Origin of the sequence: Algorimicrobium algoritergicola (assembly GCF_008086165.1) — a bacterium.
Classification (GTDB): Bacteria; Bacteroidota; Bacteroidia; order Flavobacteriales; family Flavobacteriaceae; genus Algorimicrobium; species Algorimicrobium algoritergicola.
Genome location: NZ_VSKL01000003.1, coordinates 80603 through 99845, shown reverse-complemented (window position 1 = coordinate 99845; position 19243 = coordinate 80603). Strand labels below are relative to the sequence as shown.

Sequence of the window (19243 nt, the reverse complement as noted above, 5' to 3'; positions counted from 1 at the left end):
CGAATTCCACGTATTTTCGTGCAAAACATGTACCAAAGTTATATTCGGTAAATGTGTCAGTTATAGTATTAAAACGTTTTTCGTTTTCATGAACATATTGGGCTTGGTGAACGAAAATATAATATAAGAGTATTCATGAAATTTGCCATTATAAAAGAACGAAAAAATCCACCAGATAGACGCGTGGTATTTTCACCAGAAAAATTAGCTGAAGCACGTGAGAAATTCCCAAATGCGGAATTTATTGTGGAGTCTAGCGATATCCGTATTTTTCCAGATTCAGCTTACAAAGCACTTGGATTTACCGTAACCGATGATGTGAGTAATTGCGATGTCATGTTGGGCGTCAAAGAAGTGCCTGTTGAATATTTAATTCCTAATAAAAAGTATTTCTTCTTTTCGCATACTATTAAAAAGCAGCCGTATAATAGAAAGCTTCTTTTGGCTATGATGGATAAAAATATTTCTATGTATGATCATGAAACTATTGTTCGCCAAACAGGTTCCCGACTCATTGGTTTTGGTCGTTATGCTGGTTTAGTTGGTGCTTACAATGGTTTTCGTATGCTAGGTTTACGTAACGGTTTATTTACCTTACCTAAAGTGGAAACCTTGGCTGATTTGGATGCTGTAAAAACAGAATTGGATAAAATAATTATTCCTAATATCAAGATTTTGTTAACAGGAACTGGTAAAGTAGCACAAGGCGCAAAAGAAATTCTAGATCATTTAAAAATTAAAGAAGTTAGTGATGCCTTGTACATTACCAGCACATTTTCGGAACCTGTTTATTGCATGGCAGATGTTATGGAATACAATAAACGCAAAGACGGTAAAGTAGGCTATAAGCAAGAATTTTATAAAGACCCAACGGGTTACGAAAGTAATTTTATGCCCTATGCTAAAGCAACAGATTTCTTTATTGCTGGTCATTTTTATGGAAACAATGCGCCCTATCTTTTTACGAGAGACGATGCTAAAGATCCAGACTTTAAAATAAATTATGTTGCCGATATTAGCTGTGATGTGGATGGTCCAGTAGCATCAACTTTGAGAGCATCAACCATTGCAAATCCGTTTTATGGTTATAATGCGAAAACAGAAAGCGAAGTTGCTTTTGATGCTAAAAATGCAATAACCGTTATGGCTGTTGATAATTTGCCTTGCGAATTACCTAAAGACGCTAGTGAAGGTTTTGGTGATATGTTTTTAGAACACGTAATTCCTGCTTTTTTCAATGATGATGAGCGCGGGATTTTAAAGCGAGCTCGGATTACTAATGACGGAAAATTAACGAAGCGTTTTGCATATCTTCAGGATTATGTTGATGGAAACTAACTTATTGAGCGTATGAATAAAACAGCATTAATAACAGGAGGCGCATCAGGTTTAGGATTTGAATTGGCACTTTTATTTGCCAAAGATGATTATAATCTGGTACTAGTAGATATAAATTCTGAAAAGCTTGAGGAAGCAAAACATGATATAGAAAAATCATTTTCTGTTGATGTGAAGATTATGGCTAAAGATTTAAGTCAGATCAATATATCTTCAGAAATCATGATGGAATTAGGAGATACAGAAATTGACGCTTTAGTTAATAATGCTGGATTTGGGTGTTTTGGTGCTTTTCATGAAGTGGACTGGGAACGCCAATCTCAAATGCTCAATTTACATGTTTTAACCACCACACATTTAACCAAATTAGTGCTTGGAGGGATGGTAAAAAGAGGTTCGGGTAAAATATTAAACGTGTCTTCATTAGCTGCCTTTCAGCCTGGTCCATTAATGTGCTTATATTATGCTACTAAAGGTTACATTTTATCTTTTTCGGAAGCTATTTCTAACGAACTAAAAGGAACTGGTGTAACGGTTACGGCCTTGTGTCCAGGACCAACTAAAACATCATTTCAGGAGGTGGTTGCTAATGATTGTTCTGAAAACAAAATCAGGTTTAATATGGCGAGTGCCCAAGCGGTTGCTGCTTATGGTTACAAATGCATGATGAAAGGGAAATGCGTGGCAATTCCTGGAGGCATTAATAAAATTTTAGGCACGTTACCACGCTTTATACCTAGAAATATGGCAGCCAATATTGTGCGAAAAATTCAGGAGAAAAATCGGGAGGGTTAACCGTTAGTTGTCTTCTGAAATGCCGAAAACATCTTAAAACCTATTCCCAAAAAAGCGGCAAATGTTAAGGTGAATAACCAAGCTTCAGTATGATGATTTGGTTGTAGTAAGATTTCTACACAATCAGCTAAAAGATGAAGCGGCTTATTAAGTACTTCCCATGAATTGTATCTTAAAAAACGCCCGAAATAAATTCCAAATCCTGTTAAAAGAAATATAATGGGAAAACCGTATGTTACAACGGACTTCTTAACATGGCTTAAAAGCAATTTCCGCATATCTATTAAGGAAAGAAAAAATAGAATTAACCCATTATAAGCGAATGATGTGACTATTAATACGTCAAGCCATAATAAGCTAATCGAACTAATTTTTAAATGCAACAAATCTGTAATTATATAAGGTGCATTTGGTAGAAACAACAGCCAAATTATGCCACTCATTAATAGGGTGAATTTGGATAGTTTAGGTTTACTTACCAAGTATGTGGTGATAGCGTAAGGAATTGCAGCTAAAAACAGGTTCCATACTAAAAAAATGAAAAAGAAGGAATGTGTAATTTTCATTCGTATCAGTAATAAAAGCACACTAAATCCCATAGAAATCGTGAGTAGCGATAAGATTTTAAAGCGCTTTAGAACTAGTGTTTTTAAAGTATTCATAATGTCTTCAGTTTAAGTTCAAAAATTAAAACAGTAACTATTCCCAAGGTATAAGCTATTAAATCTGATACATGGAAGGTGCTTCCTAAAATAAGTATAGCGAAGGTATTGTCCTGTTGGTTTAAATGTTCTAAAAGATTTCCTAGTTGTAAAAATTCAATAATAAATGCGAACAAAAGCACAGCCAAAGCGACAGGGATTGGTTTGGCATTTATAAAACTTTTCGCAAAACAGTAGAGTAGGATCACGATGAGAAAATCGCCAAAGGTATGACGAATAAAGCCTGTTTTTAAAAAGTAAGCAATGAGTCCTTCAATTATAAATAGTATAACGAAGCCTAAGAAATATATTCTATTGAAGTGTAGTTTCATGAGTCGTATTATTTAGAATATGAAGGGAAAAATGATGTAGAAATATAATATGACGACAGGAATATTCAACAACATAATGCCGCAAGTTTTTAGAGATTCTAATCGGTTTTTAGGGTTTAAAATAGCAGAACCAATTAATACGATGAGGATGGATGTATTTATAATGAACGCAACGATAATAAATACGACTCCAAAGAGAATGGGGAAACTAGGTTCGCCAAAATATAAATAGAGTGCGAAAATGGCAGTTCCTATTCCAAAGCTAATTAAAGCGGTTATTTTTCCGAAGTCTTGTAATCCTTTCATTGTTATTTGTTTTAAAATAAACCTCATTCTTTATATTGAATATGCCGAATGAGGTTCGCAGTATCAACCAAACTTAATCGTTATTCCAATCTATTTTTCTGGAGACAAACATGACGCTTGCTAAAATTAAAAACAGCCCAATACTGCCAACTAAAAGCGCGTAATTTTCTAATTGAATAATCACATATATAAACGTGTATAAAGCCGTTAAGGATAAACCAATAAATAAGGGGAACTTCAGGGTTTTTAATATGGATTTTGAATAGATAGTAATCAGTACAATAACCGAAATACCTGCAACTAAATAGGCTTTTAAAAAGTTGCTGTGTTCTGAAATAGATACTAATAATGTGTAGAACATGGTTAATGCCAAGCCAATCATTAAATATTGAAACGGATGGATGTTTATTTTGCTTAATGTTTGAATTAAGAAGAATACTAAAAACGTTAATCCAATTACTAAAAACCCATACTTGGCAGAACGTTCACTTTTTTGATACTCATCTACCATGACCATAAATTTGGTGCCAAATGCATATTGGTTCAAATTTGGAACCTGGTTTAAATACTGTTGTGAAAAAGCACGATTAATATGAAGTATTTTCCATTGCGCTTCAAAACCGTCTTTTGAAATGGTCTTCGTTTCATCATTAGGTAGGAAATTGCCAATAAAACTTGGATCTGCCCAATTGGATGTCATAGTCATAGTGGTTGTTTTTCCAATAGGAATAATTTGAAGATCCTGACTGCCATTAAAGGCTATGCTAAAACTAAATGAAATAGCTTCGGCCTTTGGAACATCCGTCTCTTTTAAAAATCCGGATTCCAATTCGTCTAAATTCCCAGAGTAGTGATTGGCGTTATCGGTAAAATTGGTTTCAAATTTATAACTGCTATCATTTAGCTTCAGATTCACTTCATTTTTAATACCTTTTAAATTGGAGGTTTTTATAATGATGCTGGCTTTATTCCAAACAATATCAGCGTCTTTGATATCTTTAAGTTGAAGTTGCGGTTTTATATAATGACCACTAAAATTCATATTGGTTGTATAAACAGCCGATTCAAAGTTTCCGCGTTTTAGTGTTTTAGAATTCACATCGGCTTCTGCTTGTAAATTTTCGGGAAATATATAGGCGTAGTTAATTTCCGTTTTGGTTTCTGTTAAATAGGTTTTAGTTTTTTCGTTGTAGGTTTTTGTTTCCGAATAGGTTTTATAAGGCAGTTTTAAAATAGGCCCGAAAACCAATACATTATTTCCCCATTTGTCATTAATTTCATGAACAACGTCTTGTTGCCTTCTGGAACGTTCTGAAATTAAATCGTTAATAAATGCTAACGGAATTAGGAGAATAATTACCAAGAAGCCTACCATAAGCATTCTAGCTGTTATGGATGTTTTAATCCAGTTTCCAAATTTGTTCTGTTGCGGTTTGTTTGTATGTTCCATGTGTTTGAGTTTAAAGTACTTTGAATTACAAAGTGGATTGATAAAAAAATAGCTCTAATTGAGCGTATTCAAAATTTTAGGTTTTATTAATTAATTTTTCAAGGGCTTCAATATGCTTTTTAAATTCGGATCTACCCAATTTAGTTGTGGCATAGCGCGTATTTGGTTTTCTAGCAATAAATTGTTTTTCTACTGAAATATATTCGGCTTTTTCCAAGGCTTTGGTATGGCTTGCTAAATTGCCATCTGTAGCTCCTAGAAGTTCTTTCAGCATATTAAAATCGGCATACTCATTCACCATCAGAACAGACATGATGCCTAACCGGATTCTATGATCAAATACTTTATTTATGTTGTTTATAATGCTCATAATGTTTCCCGCTTTCGCGCGAATCAAATTTTATTCTAATTATTCAGCGTTGGATTTCTATCATATTTAAAATGCATCCACGTGCCATAAATAATATGCATAATCCCGAAACCTAATACCCAAAGCCAAAATCCGTATCCAGGAAATAAGGCGCAAATTAGGCCTAAAATAATTTGTATAAAACCTAAATAGCGAATATCACCAATACTATATTTGGAAGCGTTAATTAATGCTAATCCATAAAAAATAAGCATTAAAGCACCTGTTTGACCATATTTTTGCTGCCCTAAAATTATCAGAATATACAAACCGCCTGCAATAAGAGGGATTAAAAAGTTTATTACTAATCGTCTGGAAGTCCCATCCCAAATTTTTTCACCATGTTTTTTGGCTTTTCTAGTGGTTAAGAAAATACCGGTTATTATGCTTAAAAAGGCGATTAAAAATAAATCGATCATCACGATTTTAAAAATATAACCATCTAAAATAAGTGTGCCATTACTATACTTCATAACCATCCAATAGGCAACTGCTGAACCTATAAGCGCATAAATTCCAGCAAGAATGCCTGATAAACCACTTAATGAAATAAACCTTGACGACTTATTCATCAGGTTTTTAATTTCGGTAATGTCTTTTAAATAATCTTTTGACTCCATATAAAAGTACTTTGAAATACAAAGTTAGTTTTTAATTTCGAATAATTACAAATAAATTTATGTTAAATTTGAATGAAGAGAAAAAAATATGAAACCAGCCGACGTCTATATTTTAAATAAGCCCGAACCATTTAAGTCGATTATGATGCATGTTCAAGCTGTCATAATACGCACCTTGCCAACAGCTGAATTAAAATATAAATGGAAATTACCTTGTTATTACATCGGGAAACGGCCTATTTGTTATATCAATCAAAGTAAAGATTATGTGGATGTTGGTTTTTGGCATTCGGCTTATATATCCAAAAAATTTGATCAGTATTTAGTTTCCGAAAAGCGTAAAATAGTTAAATCGCTTCGGTATAAAACCCTTGAAGGTGTCAATGATGACGTTTTGATGGATATATTAAAAGAAGTTTATGAACACAAAGACAAATCGTTTTGGCGGTGATTACAACGTTCTATAAATGATATAGTTTTCAAAAACTTCACCTTTTAAATGTTTAAGCTGTTTTTTTTCGACTTCGTAATAGTAATCATCAAAGAATGGAAGCGCTGTTTTGCTAACATCCGATTTTATTTCTTTAAAACCAGCCATCATTACCTGCGACTCAATAACGCGTAATAATTTGGCGCCAATTCCTTGACGTTGGTAGTCTTTATGAACAAACAATCCGTCTAGATAATTGCCTTGCGTTAAATAGGCAAAACCAACAATGGTGTCATTTTCTTCAGCAACAATAAAATAGTTTTTAGTGATACGAGCCGTCCATTTCTTTTCATTATCTGCACCAGATGCCCAAACGGCTATTTGATTTTCAGTATAATGCTTAGAATTAATATGTAAAATGGTATTCCTGAAAAGGCTTGTTATTTCAGGTAAATCGTCTATTACTGCTTCTCTAATTTCAATCATAATTATATTCTAAAAATACCTCCAAAAGAAATAACACTTTGTATAAACATAAAATGTTGTGATGCGCTATCATTGGAATTACTGGTTGTTCTAATATCTGGCATATTAATAAAACCGCCTCTTAAGTCACCTTGAATAAAGAAATGTTTAAAGAAGGTTAAATTTAATCCAGCATTTAAAGATACACCATAACCGGACACATGAAACTCGTCATACCTGTCTTTTTGTAATAATTTGGTGTTTGTTTTTGGATAAAGAACACCAGCACCAATTCCTTCCGTAATATTAATTTGAAAGATATCCGTGTTTTTAATGCCAAATAGAAATGATAAATCATCAAACCTTCCAAATTCCAAATACACGTAGTTCAATCCGTTTGTGTGTTCAAAGGTTAAGAAATCTTCCGTGGTTAGAATTTGTTCATTTTGGTATACACCATTATAAATAGCACCAGGTTCACCTGCAGGCAAATTAATATAACCATCAATATTAGCATATTGGTTTTGAGTCATAACATATTTCATATGATCCACACCAAAAGCTGCGTAATAATTATCGGTTATAAAATAGCCTACTTTCAAATTGGTTTGCGGTATGGTAAGTCGCGTTGGATTAATATAATCTATATGCCATCCTTTCGGCTTATCATGAGCTTTTACATCTTCTAAAGTAAAATTATAATTATCGCCTTTAAAAGTAATATCTGATTTGGTAAAAGCATCTCTGTTCCCGCCCCAGCTTAAAAATATTTTACCCTTATTATGGGATGTGTAAAGTGAAGTTGAATCTTTTTGAGAAAAAGCACTCCAATTTAAAATGCTAAAAAATACTATAAATAGCATTTTAGTTGGGTTTACTATCATTCGTTTTAATCAATTATTTAGTTAGGTGAAGTATTGGACGTAAGTACCATGAATTCCTTAACAGCATATCAAAATAAAAATAAAAATGCGCCTTTTATTCAGCATGCAAAAGTAAGGAAATTTATAAACTTTGAACCGTTTTTCTAATCGCAACTAAATTGGTTAATAGTTTTTCAAGATTATCCAAATGCAACATATTAGCACCATCACTTTTGGCATTTGCTGGATCAAAATGTGTTTCAATAAATAAGCCGTCAACGTGGTTAACAATACCAGCTCTGGCAATTGTTTCTATCATGTCCGGACGTCCACCAGTAACACCCGCTGATTGATTAGGTTGTTGTAGGGAGTGCGTAACATCTAAAATAGTTGGTGCGTATTCGCGCATGGTTGGAATACCACGGAAGTCAACAATCATATCTTGGTAGCCAAACATAGTACCTCTATCGGTAATCCATGCTTTATTGCTGCCAGAATCTTTAACTTTCTGCACGGCATGTTTCATAGATTCCGGACTCATAAATTGTCCTTTTTTCAAGTTTACTACTTTGCCTGTTTGGGCAGCGGCAACTACTAAATCCGTTTGACGCACTAAAAAAGCAGGAATTTGTAAAACATCCACATATTCAGCAGCCATGGCAGCATCAGATACTTCATGGATATCCGTTACAGTAGGAACATCAAAAGTTTCAGAAACTTTTTTAAGAATTTTAAGCGCTTTTTCATCACCTATTCCCGTAAAACTGTCAATACGACTGCGGTTGGCTTTTTTAAAACTTCCTTTAAATATAAATGGAATTTCTAGCTTGTCTGTAATGGTCAGAATTCTTTCCGCAATACGCAAAGCCATTTCTTCGCTTTCAATGGCGCATGGGCCTGCTAGCAGGAAAAAATTATCTGAATCTGTATGTTTTAATTTTGGTACGTCTTTAAGTATCATTTGGACTGAATTTTAGTCTGCAAAGATACACATTTAAAAAGTTTTTTTAATGCTATTTCTTATCATCCAAAGGGACATGGCAAAATTGGTAAAAACAAATAGACCACCTACAATGATGAAGCTTTTAACAGTTTCTGAAAATGAAATAATTTTAAATAAATCTGATAAATACGCTAATATCATATAGGACGATAAGCAGACAAAAATAATACCTAGCGTAAAATTAAGATGCTTGCTCGGTTTAAAAAGTTGCCAAACAAAAGGTACAGCAAATAATAAAATAGGATAGGCAGATATGCCTTCATTTTTATTCACATCCGTAAACCAATAGGTTATGGCTGCAATAAAATATAAATAGGGAATAAACTTATAATACTCATTTATTGGTTTCATGGCTACAAAAATTAGGTTTTACACTTATGTTTTGTAGTAAATAAAGCCTCTTTTTTGCTATTAATCGAGGTGAAAATTATATTTACTATCACTTTTATACAACGAAATATACAAATAGTTCGTATATTAAAAATCGAATATAACAAATTATTAACTAAATTATGTGGGTGTAAAAAATTGTTTTTTTTACCATGATTTTACATGGATTTATTGTGTGTAAATACCAAATTAACTTACAAATATTCCTGCATAACCCTAATATTACGAGGTGATTAACATTTATTTGTTCAGATGTTAAATTAGAAAATAATTTAATGTACCTTTGCACGCTTAAAATAAGGCACCATATATGGCTCAAATAAAAAACATTGCAATCATTGCTCACGTCGATCACGGTAAAACGACCTTGGTGGATAAAATTATGTACCACTGTCAATTATTTCGTGAAAACGAAAATACAGGTGATTTAATATTAGATAATAATGATTTAGAACGTGAACGTGGAATTACTATTACATCTAAAAACGTTTCGGTAATTTATAAAGGAACGAAAATTAATATTATTGATACACCTGGTCACGCCGATTTTGGTGGTGAAGTGGAACGTGTTTTAAACATGGCTGATGGTGTTTGCTTATTAGTTGATGCTTTTGAAGGTCCTATGCCACAAACGCGTTTTGTGTTGCAGAAAGCTATCGATCTAGGTTTAAAACCTTGCGTAGTTATTAATAAAGTAGATAAAGAAAACTGTACACCAGATGAGGTGCATGAAAAAGTATTCGACTTAATGTTCGAATTAGGTGCAGAGGAGTGGCAGTTAGATTTTCCAACCGTTTACGGTTCAGCTAAAAATAACTGGATGAGTGACGACTGGAGAAACGAAACAGATAATATAGAGCCATTATTAGATATGGTTATTGAGCATATTCCTGAGCCAAAAATTCCGGTAGGAAACACACAAATGTTAATTACATCTTTAGATTTTTCGTCTTTCACAGGTCGAATTGCAATTGGTCGTTTAACACGTGGTGAACTTAAAGTTGGTCAGAATATTTCGTTAGTAAAAAGAGACGGAAGTATTGTAAAAAATAGAATTAAGGAATTACATGTTTTTGAAGGTGTAGGCCGTAAAAAAGTAGAAGAAGTTCAAGTAGGTGATATTTGTGCTATTGTAGGCCTTGAAGGTTTTGAAATTGGTGATACTGTTGCAGATGCTGAAAACCCAGAAGGTTTAAAAACAATTGCTATTGATGAGCCAACAATGAGTATGTTATTTACTATTAATGATTCGCCATTTTTTGGTCAGGATGGTAAATTTGTAACATCTCGTCATATTAAAGATCGTTTATATAAAGAATTGGAGAAGAATTTAGCCTTACGTGTTGAAGATACGGATAGTGCTGATAAATTTATGGTTTTCGGTCGTGGTGTATTACACTTATCGGTTTTAATTGAAACCATGCGTCGTGAAGGTTATGAACTTCAAATTGGTCAACCACAAGTAATTATCAAGGTAATTGATGGTGTGAAATGTGAGCCAATTGAAGAAATGACAATTGATTTACCAGAACATGTTTCAGGTAAAGCTATTGAAATGGTAACCATGCGTAAAGGTGAAATGACTAGTATGGAAGCTAAAGGTGACCGTATGGTTTGTCAGTTTTTAGTACCATCACGTGGTATTATTGGTTTACGTAACCAATTATTAACAGCTACAGCTGGTGAAGCTATTATGGCGCACCGTTTTAAAGAATACCAACCGTTAAAAGGTGGTATTCCAGAACGTCAAAATGGTTCATTAGTATCTATGGAAAGAGGTCAAGCAATACCTTACTCTATTGATAAATTACAAGATCGTGGTAAGTTTTTCGTTGATCCAGGTGAAGATATTTATGAAGGTCAAGTAATTGGTGAAAACTCACGTGGTGACGATATGGCCATTAACGTAACCAAAACCAAAAAGTTAAGTAACGTTCGTAGTTCTGGTGCTGATGATAAAGCGAAAATTGTTCCGGCAATTAAATTCTCTTTAGAAGAAGCTTTAGAATATATTCAGAAAGATGAATATGTTGAGGTAACACCACATCATATTCGTTTACGTAAAATTTACTTAACAGAAGTTGAAAGAAAACGTAATAAGAATTTCTAATCAAAATTCTAGTATGTAATTATATACTTAAGAGGAATCCGTAAAACGATTCCTCTTTTTTTGTTTTCTTATCTCATTGAAAAAAGGTGATATTGAAAAGACGGAACGCGTTGGTTAATCAATTTATTCAATGGTTTATTCATGCTTTTAAATCTTTATTACTTAATGATTAAGAAAGTTTAGACTTTTACTATATTTACGTCAAATGTATGTATGTGCTTGTTTTTTAAACGTGTTTATTTTGTGATGACTGAAAATGTAATAATTCAGAATTAAACCTGTGGAATCTATTCTAAAGCATATATTATTAGTATAAAATGAAAAAAATAGCCATTCTTTTACCTTGTTATAATGAAAGTTCAGGAATTGATATTCTTACTAGTCAGCTTGTTTCGAAATTAGAAAAGCTTCCTTTTTTATTCGAGCTGATTTATATTGACGATGGCTCACTTGATGATACTAAAGCACGAATTGCAAACTTAAAGATAGCGTCACCTACTATAAACACTGTGCTGTTAGCTTTGAAATTCAATATGGGACATCAAAAAGCTATTCAACAAGGACTCATCTACGCACATTCTAAAAATTTTGATAATGTAATTATCATGGATGCAGATGGTGAAGATGATCCTGTAGCTATACAAGAATTATTGAAACATACAGATAAGGATTTGGTACAGGTAATCCGAGGCAAGCGCAATGAAAATTGGCGCTTTAAATTCTTTTACCGATTGTATCAAAGCTTATTTAAAGTAGTCATTGGTAAACGCTTAAACTTCGGCAATTTCTGTATGATGAGTCCGAAGCTAGTGAACACGACTACTGAAAATTCCTTTGTGCATTTAGCGGCTTTTCTTGATAATCAGAAATGCTATAAAACACAAGTTAAATGGGATAGGAATCAACGAATTTCTGGCGAATCTAAAATGGGCTTCAAAAACTTATTTTATCACGCTGTCAATTCCTTTGTGGAAAATGCACAAAGCTTGCTTTTTGTATTTATAAAACTTTGTATGTTTTTAATTTTTGGCATTCTTATTTTAACAGGCTTTATTCTCTATAAAAAATATGTGATTGATGTTGCGGTTCCTGGTTGGAGTAGTACCTTGATGGCAACGCTTTTTAATTCCTTATTAATAAGCATAGGTGTTTTTGTTTTAGGATCGCTTCAATTAAATATTTTGAGCAAACAAACCGGAAATAAGAAAGTTGCCTATTATGCAGATTCCCAAATAGTAGAAAACTGGTAAATTTGAAACCGTAACTTTTAAATAATAAGGCTATTTTATAAACATGATAAAGGATACCAATATAATTTATATCAGTGCGTTTGGTTTGCTGGTGCGTATGCTCATCTTTTTTGTGTTTTATACGCATGTTACAATCTATCCGGATAGTTCGGGTTATATTGATTTAGCCGAACATATTTCTGCTTTAAGTTATTCTGGTTATGATGGTGCGCGAACACCAGGTTACGCATTAATTTTAGCGCTATCCTTTGGTAATTTGTATGTTACTGTTTTTTATCAATGGCTATTTGGTATTATTACAGCTGTTTTGTGGTATTTACTATTACAAAATTTAAGGTTTTCTAAAAAGCAAAGTCTCTATATTACACTGTTTTTGCAAACATTTATACATATATACTTTTTTGAAACGGCAATTTTAATGGAGTCCTTTATTCTGTTATTAATAACGCTTGCTTTTTACTTAATAACCCTGAACAAGCAAACGTTTGCCATGCACGTGATACTGGGTTTACTGTTTGGTTATTTAGTGCTTACCAAGCCATTTTATTTATATATTCCTTTTCTATTATATGGTTTTTGGTTTTTAAAGGAGCCTAAAAATTTTAAATTATTAGCTTCGCGATTCATCATTTTAGTATTTCCTGTTTTAGCGTATTTAGGATGGTCATCAGTAATAGAAAAACATCACGGTTATTTTTCTTCTACCACGTTAATGGGTGTTTATATTTCCCAGAATTGTGTGCGTTTTGCCGAAAAATCTCCTGATGAATTCAAATGGCTTTCAGAACCCTATGTAGCATATCGTGACGAAGCTATTATAGAAAACAAAGACATTGCCATGTCCATTTGGTATGCTTATGATGATGGCGCTTATGATAAATATAACATGGAATTTTCAGAACTATCCAAGGCACTAACTGCATATGCAAAAGTTACCATAGCTAACAATCCCATGGAATACTTGCATCAAGTGGTTTTTTATTCCTGGAGGGATTTCTGGAACCCTACGCTTTATTGGAATTATAACGATTTCAATTTTAAATATGCCAATAAACTATTTCGTGGTATTTGGTATATTCAAGAACCCATTTTATATCTATTCCGATTTGTTTTTTTACTTCTAGTGCCAGTTTTAATTATAAAAGCCATTAAAAATAGAACAATAGACATCGGTTTTATAATAATGTCGGTTATATTTATAGCATCCATACTTCAAGCACTATTAACCTATGGTACCAATAATAGATTCAGTTTTCCTTTTGAATTTTTAATTATAATTAGTGTGCTGTTGTATTTTAAAGAAAGAGATTGGTGGTTCTTAAAACCGCTTGTAAATAAATTTAAATTTTGACCGATAGCCATTTAAATAATTCCGCATATTCTGTTCAGTTTTATGAACCGTCTTTTTATTCCCAATGGAATAAATTGGTTCATAATTCTAAAAATGGCACATTCTTGTTCCATCGGGATTTTATGGACTATCATCAAGATCGTTTTCAAGATGCGTCTGTTATTATATTTAAAAAGGATAAACCAATTGCCGTTTTTCCTGCTAATAAAGTAGAAAAAATAGTATTTAGTCATCAAGGATTAACCTATGGTGGTTTGGTATACAGTGCCAAATTAAAATTCCAAGCAGTTTTAGAAATTTTTAAAAGTCTTCTTCTATTTTTTGAATCTGAAGGATTTGATACATTGCAACTTAAACAATTGCCAGCTATTTATTCAAGTATTCCAAACGATGAAATTAATTACCTCATGTTTTTGATGGAAGCTAAACTAATCAGGCGTGATATGCTTTCGGTTGTGAAGCTGTCTGAAGAAATAGCGTTTTCAAAAGACCGTAAAGATGGTGTAAAACGCGCCATTAAAAATCAATTAGTTGTTAAGAACGACAATCTTTTTGATGAATTTTGGAATACTATTCTTATTCCGAATTTGGAAGAAAAGCATGAAGCGAAACCGGTTCATTCATTAGAAGAAATCAAATTATTACAGGAGCGTTTTCCTAATAATATTAAGCAATTCAACGTTTATAAAAATGATGATTTGGTAGCAGGAACCACGATTTTTATAACAGATCACGTAGCACATTCGCAATATATTTCGGGAAATGCCGATAAAAATCAATTAGGTAGTTTGGATTTTTTACATGACTTTCTTTTGAAAAATGCATGTAAGGATAAACTATTTTTCGACTTTGGTATTTCTAATGAAAATCAAGGTAAACAGGTGAATTCTGGATTACTATATTGGAAAGAAGGTTTTGGAGCGCGCAGTATGACCCAGGATTTTTATTCGGTACCCGTGTGTAATCATGTAAAACTAAATAACGTGATGCTATGATAAAATTTCTAGATCTTCCAGCAATAAATGCACGTTATGAAGCAGTATTTCAAGAAAAATTTCAACAATTTTTAAAAAACGGAAACTACATTCTTGGTCCTGAAGTTGATGCCTTTGAAACGCGTTTTTCGCAATATTGTGGTACTAAATATACCATAGGTGTCAGTAATGGATTGGATGCTTTAATTTTAATTTTTAAAGCCTACATCGCCTTAGGTGAATTAAAATCTGGTGATGAAGTTATCGTGCCTGCAAATACGTTTATAGCAAGTGTTTTAGCCGTTATCCATGCCGACTTAAAACCTGTTTTCGTAGAGCCAGATTCAGAAACTTACAACATTGATGCTTCTGAAATTGAAAAACACATATCATCAAAAACAAAAGCTATTTTGGTCGTACATTTATATGGTCAATTGGCCAATATGGATGGTGTAAATCAACTAGCTAAAAATCATAAATTACTAGTCATTGAAGATGCTGCTCAAGCGCAAGGTGCAAAATATTCCAACGGAAAAAGAGCAGGAAATTTGGCAGATGCAGCTGCGTTTAGCTTTTATCCAGGAAAAAATTTGGGTGCATTAGGAGATGCTGGAGCAGTAACAACAAATAATAAGGGATTAGCACAAGTTATTTCTGAATTACGAAATTATGGTTCTGAAGAAAAATATGTGAATACACGTGTTGGTTATAATAAACGCTTAGATGCCCTTCAAGCTGCTTTTTTAAATATTAAATTACCAGATTTAGATGCTGATAATAACGAAAGACGCAAAGTAGCAAATCAGTATTTGAAAGGTATTAAAAACCCTAAAATTAAACTGCCATTCTATGATGGTTCGGAAAATCATGTATTTCATGTTTTTGTGGTTCAGGTAGAAGATAGAACTGTGTTTGTAAACCATTTGAAGACGCATAATGTGGAAACCTTAATCCATTACCCAATTCCACCACATAAACAAACAGCACTACAAAACTATGCGCATTTAAAATTACCAATTACGGAAACTATACATAACAATGTAGTTAGTATTCCTATGAGTCCAATACTGTTAGAATCTGATGTGATAAAAATTATTAACATCCTAAACACCTACTAATTGAAACGTTTATTAAACTATATTAATAGTAATGTCTTGTTTAAGGTTGCCTCTTTAAACTCGGTTTCAATGTTAGTTAAAATCATTTCTGGGTTTTTAACATCTAAGGCTATTGCGTTATATGTTGGAGCAGAAGGAATGGCTTTAATTGGAAATTTGCGTAATTTTTTAAGTTCTGTTCAGGCAGTTTCTATATTGGGCTTGTATAATGGTGTGGTAAAATATGTTGCCGAATTCAAGGAGAATACTTTGGAACTCAGTAAAACGATTTCAACGGTTTTCTATTCCGGTTTTATTGCAACAGTAATCGTGTCTTTTTTCTGCTATTTTTTTGCTGACGAACTCAATGATTACGTCTTTGCATATTATAATGACTATGCTTATGTTATCCGGATTATGGCAATTGCATTGCCATTTTATGCTTTAAACATGTTCATTTTTGGAATCTTGAATGGCTTTTCAAAGTATAAAATACTGATTGTTATTAATATTATTGGGCAGATTTTTGGGCTTTCCATAACCATCTTATTAATTTATAAAGAACGTATTGATGGCGCCTTAATTTCGGTTGTTATTTCAGAATCCTTATTGTTCTTTATTACATTGGTTGGTATTGCTAACAGGCGTAGTTTAGCGGGATTAATTCAGGTGAAACATATAAGTCTAGACTATGTAAAAAAATTGAGCTCATATTCAGTAATGGCTATTTTTTCAGCCTTTTTACTGCCAATTGTAGCCATCGCCATTCGGAATTATATTACTGATACCGTTGGACTTAAAGAAGCTGGTTTTTGGGAAGCTATGAACCGGATTTCTCGATATTACTTAATGTTTGTATCTTCTTTATTAACACTTTATATTTTACCAAGATTTTCTGAAATTGATAATAAAAAAGAGTTCCGTGCTGAAGTTTTTAACTTCTATAAATCGATAATTCCAATTTTTGCAGGTGGATTACTAGTGATTTATTTACTGCGAAATATTATTGTTTTAGTCGTGTTTTCAGAAGAGTTTGAACCTGTAGCCGATTTATTCTTGTGGCAATTATTGGGCGATTTTGTAAAAGTACTTTCCATTGTGATTGCGTATCAGTTTTTAGCAAAAAAAATGTTCTGGCATTATATTATAACCGAAGCTTTTTCAGTTGCCATTTTATATTTCATGAGTATTTACTTTATAGATATTTATGGTGTGAAAGGTGCTAATATTGCACATTTTGCATCCTATGTTTTATATTACGGACTGATATTGCTTATTTTTAGTTCATCTTTGTTTGGTGTGATTTCTGAAGATGAAAATGAAGATGAATTAGATTCTTAAACCTATGAATACAAAAACCTGTCATATATATATTGATGATAAAACTTATGAGTTTAATGTAAAGGGTGCGTTTTTCTGGGGAAAAGAAGAATTGCTCTATAATAAAACAAATAGTGTTTTATCAAAAATGCCTTGGGAGCATGACGGGTATAAAGTTGTTGAAGCTTTTATTAATGATGAATTTTCAAGATTGAAAGAGTCTTTAACTCAAAATATAATTAAGGCTATTAAAGCAAATAATATTTCATTTGATGAGAACAATTTTACACTAGCCAAATACCACGAAGTAGTTAACACAGACGAACGTCACAACCAAGTAATTAACATCACTAGAAATTTAGAAAACGAAGATTTCGACTTTAATATTGATGCGCTGGCAGAACGTTTTGGAGCTATTTTAGGTTATAAATTAACTTCTTGGGTTGAAGAACTCCAAAAATCGCATATCCAAATCAGGATAAGCAGACCGAATTCTTTAGATATAAATCCACCTCACAGAGATGGTTATTTAAGCTATTGGGAAGATATTATAAACGTTTGGATTCCAATTGAAGGTTGCAATGAAAACTCATCTTTGCCTGTTTTTCCTGGTAGCCATTTAATTCCAGAAAATAACATTTTAAGAACCGAGAGTAAAGGTGCCGAAATTAATGGTAATATATATTATGTGCCATGTATATTGGAAACCAAAACCGGAAGTATTAAAATGACAAGACCAAACCCAAAACCGGGAGACGCCTTAATTTTTACGCCTTTTTTAATTCATGGTGCAGCCGTAAATAATAATAAGGATATAACTAGAGTTTCTTTGGAGTTGCGTTTTCCGAGAATTTAGATTCCCACTTTTCTAAATACAGTTTTGCAACATCAACATAATGATGTTCTTTCTCAATAAAAGCTCTAGCGTTTTTGGAGATTTCTGAAATTTTTTCAGGATGTAATATCAACCATTCTAATTTTCTAGCAATTTTTTCAGCATCAGGTTCCGCATTAATGGCAATCGTATCTTCTTCAATATTATAATAATCTAACCATTCTTGTTCTGCTCCTGTAAATACGACTTTGCCTTTTGCCATAGCTTCCAACGCATTAAAACCTTGGTCATAAGCAAATACTTGATCTAATAAAATATGTGCCGTATCAAAAGCTTTTATATACGCTTCATAAGGCAAGCTCCTTACTGTTATAATATCAATTTTATCGGCATGGTTTTTCTTTAAAATTTCCAAAGCAGCTTCAAAAATATCATTGCCTTTTTTGTAATAATTCTTTTGATTGATACCATGAAAAATGACAATTTTATCGGTTACTTTTAAATCGATATAATCTAATTTTTCTAAATTTATAGGGTTAGGCATCATGCCCAAATATTTTTTATTTCCTAATAAAGGAATGTGGTAATCCAAATCGCTAGCCAGTGCACCTTTTATGTTTTCATATACGTATTCATGCAAGTCTACATAAGGTTTTGTTAGGTGCATGAGCGCATGCCAGAAATCTTTTTTAGAGCCTTTATTCTCAAAATATGGCGTCAATATCGAGTATTTGAATTTTTTTTCAAAAGCATATTTTACGCTCACATAGTCGGTGCCACAGGACATTAAAAAAACATTTTTGTTATTTTTAAAAATGAACTTTAATAAACGTTTTTCTACTTTAGGTGTCGTATTAAAAGCCGCTTCATTTATTAATTGAACAACATCAAAACCTATTAATTGGTCTTTAAAAGTATCAAACTGCCTTTTTACATCCATGGATGTTATATCAAAACCAAATAATCTAAACAATACAGATTTAAGCTTACCAAAAAAACCTTCAGTGTATTTTAAGGTGTATTTTATGTCTACTTTTCTTTTTTTGAAACCATCACCATGTCCAACTACCAATACCTCATGGCCCAGTTTTTCCAAACCTTCTTTTAAAGTATAGTGCGAAGAGTTGTATTCTCCTAATAATAAGATTTTCATTTACTATATTTGATTTCTAAAAACTAATTCTTGCAAAGTAACAATAAAAAG

21 protein-coding genes are annotated in these 19243 nt (G+C 32.6%); 10 read left to right on the top strand and 11 right to left on the bottom strand.

Annotated elements, in window-relative coordinates; all coding sequences use genetic code 11:
* The first annotated feature begins 135 nt into the window (after window positions 1-135).
* Both ES675_RS09560 and ES675_RS09555 read left to right on the top strand, forming a co-directional pair.
* On the top strand, window positions 136-1338 hold the full coding sequence (locus ES675_RS09560; protein WP_066250947.1) for an NAD(P)-dependent oxidoreductase: 1203 nt from the start codon (window positions 136-138) through the stop codon (window positions 1336-1338).
* 12 nt (window positions 1339-1350) lie between these two features.
* Window positions 1351-2133: an SDR family NAD(P)-dependent oxidoreductase gene (locus ES675_RS09555; protein ID WP_066250950.1), complete on the top strand. Its 783-nt coding sequence runs from the start codon at window positions 1351-1353 to the stop codon at window positions 2131-2133.
* On the opposite strand, the gene ES675_RS09550 is transcribed toward ES675_RS09555, so the two are convergent.
* From ES675_RS09550 to ES675_RS09525, 6 genes are all read right to left on the bottom strand, one after another.
* Entirely contained in the window at window positions 2130-2795 is a 666-nt protein-coding gene (locus ES675_RS09550; protein WP_066250953.1) for a DUF1361 domain-containing protein, read from the bottom strand. The genes ES675_RS09555 and ES675_RS09550 overlap by 4 nt on opposite strands.
* Window positions 2792-3166 carry a ribosomal maturation YjgA family protein gene (locus ES675_RS09545; protein ID WP_066250955.1) on the bottom strand — a complete coding sequence of 125 codons (375 nt, stop codon included), beginning with the start codon at window positions 3164-3166 and terminating at the stop codon, window positions 2792-2794. The genes ES675_RS09550 and ES675_RS09545 overlap by 4 nt, the downstream gene beginning before the upstream one ends.
* 12 nt (window positions 3167-3178) lie before the next feature.
* Window positions 3179-3472 carry a hypothetical protein gene (locus ES675_RS09540; RefSeq protein WP_148367410.1) on the bottom strand — a complete coding sequence of 98 codons (294 nt, stop codon included), beginning with the start codon at window positions 3470-3472 and terminating at the stop codon, window positions 3179-3181.
* Window positions 3473-3545: 73 nt separating this feature from the next.
* Window positions 3546-4922, bottom strand: coding sequence for a cell envelope integrity protein CreD (creD, locus tag ES675_RS09535; protein WP_066250962.1), 1377 nt, complete (start codon window positions 4920-4922; stop codon window positions 3546-3548).
* A 76-nt stretch (window positions 4923-4998) separates the two neighbouring features.
* Entirely contained in the window at window positions 4999-5292 is a 294-nt protein-coding gene (locus ES675_RS09530; RefSeq protein WP_066250966.1) for a winged helix-turn-helix domain-containing protein, read from the bottom strand.
* Between the two features lie 35 nt (window positions 5293-5327).
* The gene (locus tag ES675_RS09525; protein ID WP_066250970.1) at window positions 5328-5951 is read right to left on the bottom strand and encodes a hypothetical protein; all 624 of its coding nucleotides are present in this window, start codon (window positions 5949-5951) and stop codon (window positions 5328-5330) included.
* Window positions 5952-6039: 88 nt separating this feature from the next.
* On the opposite strand from ES675_RS09525, the gene ES675_RS09520 reads away from it, so the two are divergent.
* Window positions 6040-6402 (top strand): DUF1801 domain-containing protein, encoded by a 363-nt coding sequence (locus ES675_RS09520; RefSeq protein WP_066250974.1) that lies wholly within the window; start codon window positions 6040-6042, stop codon window positions 6400-6402.
* Here ES675_RS09520 and ES675_RS09515 read toward each other — a convergent pair whose 3' ends face one another.
* The 4 genes from ES675_RS09515 to ES675_RS09500 form a co-directional block, all read right to left on the bottom strand.
* On the bottom strand, window positions 6403-6867 hold the full coding sequence (locus tag ES675_RS09515; protein ID WP_066250977.1) for a GNAT family N-acetyltransferase: 465 nt from the start codon (window positions 6865-6867) through the stop codon (window positions 6403-6405). It lies immediately after the preceding gene.
* A 2-nt stretch (window positions 6868-6869) separates the two neighbouring features.
* Window positions 6870-7709 carry a hypothetical protein gene (locus ES675_RS09510; RefSeq protein WP_170244087.1) on the bottom strand — a complete coding sequence of 280 codons (840 nt, stop codon included), beginning with the start codon at window positions 7707-7709 and terminating at the stop codon, window positions 6870-6872.
* A 142-nt stretch (window positions 7710-7851) separates the two neighbouring features.
* Window positions 7852-8670 carry a 3-deoxy-8-phosphooctulonate synthase gene (gene kdsA / locus ES675_RS09505; protein WP_066250983.1) on the bottom strand — a complete coding sequence of 273 codons (819 nt, stop codon included), beginning with the start codon at window positions 8668-8670 and terminating at the stop codon, window positions 7852-7854.
* A gap of 33 nt (window positions 8671-8703) precedes the next feature.
* Window positions 8704-9063: a hypothetical protein gene (locus ES675_RS09500; protein ID WP_066250988.1), complete on the bottom strand. Its 360-nt coding sequence runs from the start codon at window positions 9061-9063 to the stop codon at window positions 8704-8706.
* Between the two features lie 349 nt (window positions 9064-9412).
* Between ES675_RS09500 and typA the strand changes: the two genes are divergently transcribed.
* The 7 genes from typA (at window position 9413) to ES675_RS09465 (ending at window position 18060) form a co-directional block, all read left to right on the top strand.
* The gene (gene typA / locus ES675_RS09495) at window positions 9413-11212 is read left to right on the top strand and encodes a translational GTPase TypA (RefSeq protein ID WP_066250990.1); all 1800 of its coding nucleotides are present in this window, start codon (window positions 9413-9415) and stop codon (window positions 11210-11212) included.
* Between the two features lie 317 nt (window positions 11213-11529).
* Entirely contained in the window at window positions 11530-12462 is a 933-nt protein-coding gene (locus ES675_RS09490) for a glycosyltransferase (protein ID WP_066250991.1), read from the top strand.
* Window positions 12463-12505: 43 nt separating this feature from the next.
* Window positions 12506-13813, top strand: a complete 1308-nt coding sequence (locus ES675_RS09485; protein ID WP_066250996.1) for a glycosyltransferase family protein — start codon at window positions 12506-12508, stop codon at window positions 13811-13813.
* Window positions 13810-14808: a GNAT family N-acetyltransferase gene (locus ES675_RS09480; RefSeq protein WP_231931280.1), complete on the top strand. Its 999-nt coding sequence runs from the start codon at window positions 13810-13812 to the stop codon at window positions 14806-14808. The genes ES675_RS09485 and ES675_RS09480 overlap by 4 nt, the downstream gene beginning before the upstream one ends.
* Window positions 14805-15905 carry a DegT/DnrJ/EryC1/StrS family aminotransferase gene (locus tag ES675_RS09475; protein WP_066251002.1) on the top strand — a complete coding sequence of 367 codons (1101 nt, stop codon included), beginning with the start codon at window positions 14805-14807 and terminating at the stop codon, window positions 15903-15905. The genes ES675_RS09480 and ES675_RS09475 overlap by 4 nt, the downstream gene beginning before the upstream one ends.
* 69 nt (window positions 15906-15974) lie before the next feature.
* A complete protein-coding gene (locus ES675_RS09470; RefSeq protein ID WP_317041664.1) occupies window positions 15975-17225 on the top strand; it encodes an O-antigen translocase in 1251 nt (416 codons plus the stop codon).
* A 4-nt stretch (window positions 17226-17229) separates the two neighbouring features.
* Window positions 17230-18060, top strand: a complete 831-nt coding sequence (locus ES675_RS09465) for a phytanoyl-CoA dioxygenase family protein (RefSeq protein ID WP_066251012.1) — start codon at window positions 17230-17232, stop codon at window positions 18058-18060.
* Here ES675_RS09465 and ES675_RS09460 read toward each other — a convergent pair.
* Window positions 18023-19192, bottom strand: coding sequence for a glycosyltransferase (locus ES675_RS09460; protein ID WP_066251014.1), 1170 nt, complete (start codon window positions 19190-19192; stop codon window positions 18023-18025). The genes ES675_RS09465 and ES675_RS09460 overlap by 38 nt on opposite strands.
* Window positions 19193-19243: the final 51 nt, after the last annotated feature.

What these genes read in the sequence shown, in the direction of transcription:
- ES675_RS09540 (WP_148367410.1), bottom strand. Translation starts at nt 3,472, where the DNA reads ATGAAAGGATTACAAGACTTCGGAAAAATAACCGCTTTAATTAGCTTT.
- ES675_RS09470 (WP_317041664.1), top strand. Translation starts at nt 15,975, where the DNA reads ATGTTAGTTAAAATCATTTCTGGGTTTTTAACATCTAAGGCTATTGCG.
- creD (WP_066250962.1), bottom strand. Translation starts at nt 4,922, where the DNA reads ATGGAACATACAAACAAACCGCAACAGAACAAATTTGGAAACTGGATT.
- ES675_RS09560 (WP_066250947.1), top strand. Translation starts at nt 136, where the DNA reads ATGAAATTTGCCATTATAAAAGAACGAAAAAATCCACCAGATAGACGC.
- ES675_RS09520 (WP_066250974.1), top strand. Translation starts at nt 6,040, where the DNA reads ATGAAACCAGCCGACGTCTATATTTTAAATAAGCCCGAACCATTTAAG.
- ES675_RS09485 (WP_066250996.1), top strand. Translation starts at nt 12,506, where the DNA reads ATGATAAAGGATACCAATATAATTTATATCAGTGCGTTTGGTTTGCTG.
- ES675_RS09465 (WP_066251012.1), top strand. Translation starts at nt 17,230, where the DNA reads ATGAATACAAAAACCTGTCATATATATATTGATGATAAAACTTATGAG.
- kdsA (WP_066250983.1), bottom strand. Translation starts at nt 8,670, where the DNA reads ATGATACTTAAAGACGTACCAAAATTAAAACATACAGATTCAGATAAT.
- ES675_RS09525 (WP_066250970.1), bottom strand. Translation starts at nt 5,951, where the DNA reads ATGGAGTCAAAAGATTATTTAAAAGACATTACCGAAATTAAAAACCTG.
- ES675_RS09515 (WP_066250977.1), bottom strand. Translation starts at nt 6,867, where the DNA reads ATGATTGAAATTAGAGAAGCAGTAATAGACGATTTACCTGAAATAACA.
- ES675_RS09490 (WP_066250991.1), top strand. Translation starts at nt 11,530, where the DNA reads ATGAAAAAAATAGCCATTCTTTTACCTTGTTATAATGAAAGTTCAGGA.
- ES675_RS09555 (WP_066250950.1), top strand. Translation starts at nt 1,351, where the DNA reads ATGAATAAAACAGCATTAATAACAGGAGGCGCATCAGGTTTAGGATTT.
- ES675_RS09500 (WP_066250988.1), bottom strand. Translation starts at nt 9,063, where the DNA reads ATGAAACCAATAAATGAGTATTATAAGTTTATTCCCTATTTATATTTT.
- ES675_RS09545 (WP_066250955.1), bottom strand. Translation starts at nt 3,166, where the DNA reads ATGAAACTACACTTCAATAGAATATATTTCTTAGGCTTCGTTATACTA.
- ES675_RS09530 (WP_066250966.1), bottom strand. Translation starts at nt 5,292, where the DNA reads ATGAGCATTATAAACAACATAAATAAAGTATTTGATCATAGAATCCGG.
- ES675_RS09460 (WP_066251014.1), bottom strand. Translation starts at nt 19,192, where the DNA reads ATGAAAATCTTATTATTAGGAGAATACAACTCTTCGCACTATACTTTA.
- ES675_RS09510 (WP_170244087.1), bottom strand. Translation starts at nt 7,709, where the DNA reads ATGCTATTTATAGTATTTTTTAGCATTTTAAATTGGAGTGCTTTTTCT.
- typA (WP_066250990.1), top strand. Translation starts at nt 9,413, where the DNA reads ATGGCTCAAATAAAAAACATTGCAATCATTGCTCACGTCGATCACGGT.
- ES675_RS09475 (WP_066251002.1), top strand. Translation starts at nt 14,805, where the DNA reads ATGATAAAATTTCTAGATCTTCCAGCAATAAATGCACGTTATGAAGCA.
- ES675_RS09550 (WP_066250953.1), bottom strand. Translation starts at nt 2,795, where the DNA reads ATGAATACTTTAAAAACACTAGTTCTAAAGCGCTTTAAAATCTTATCG.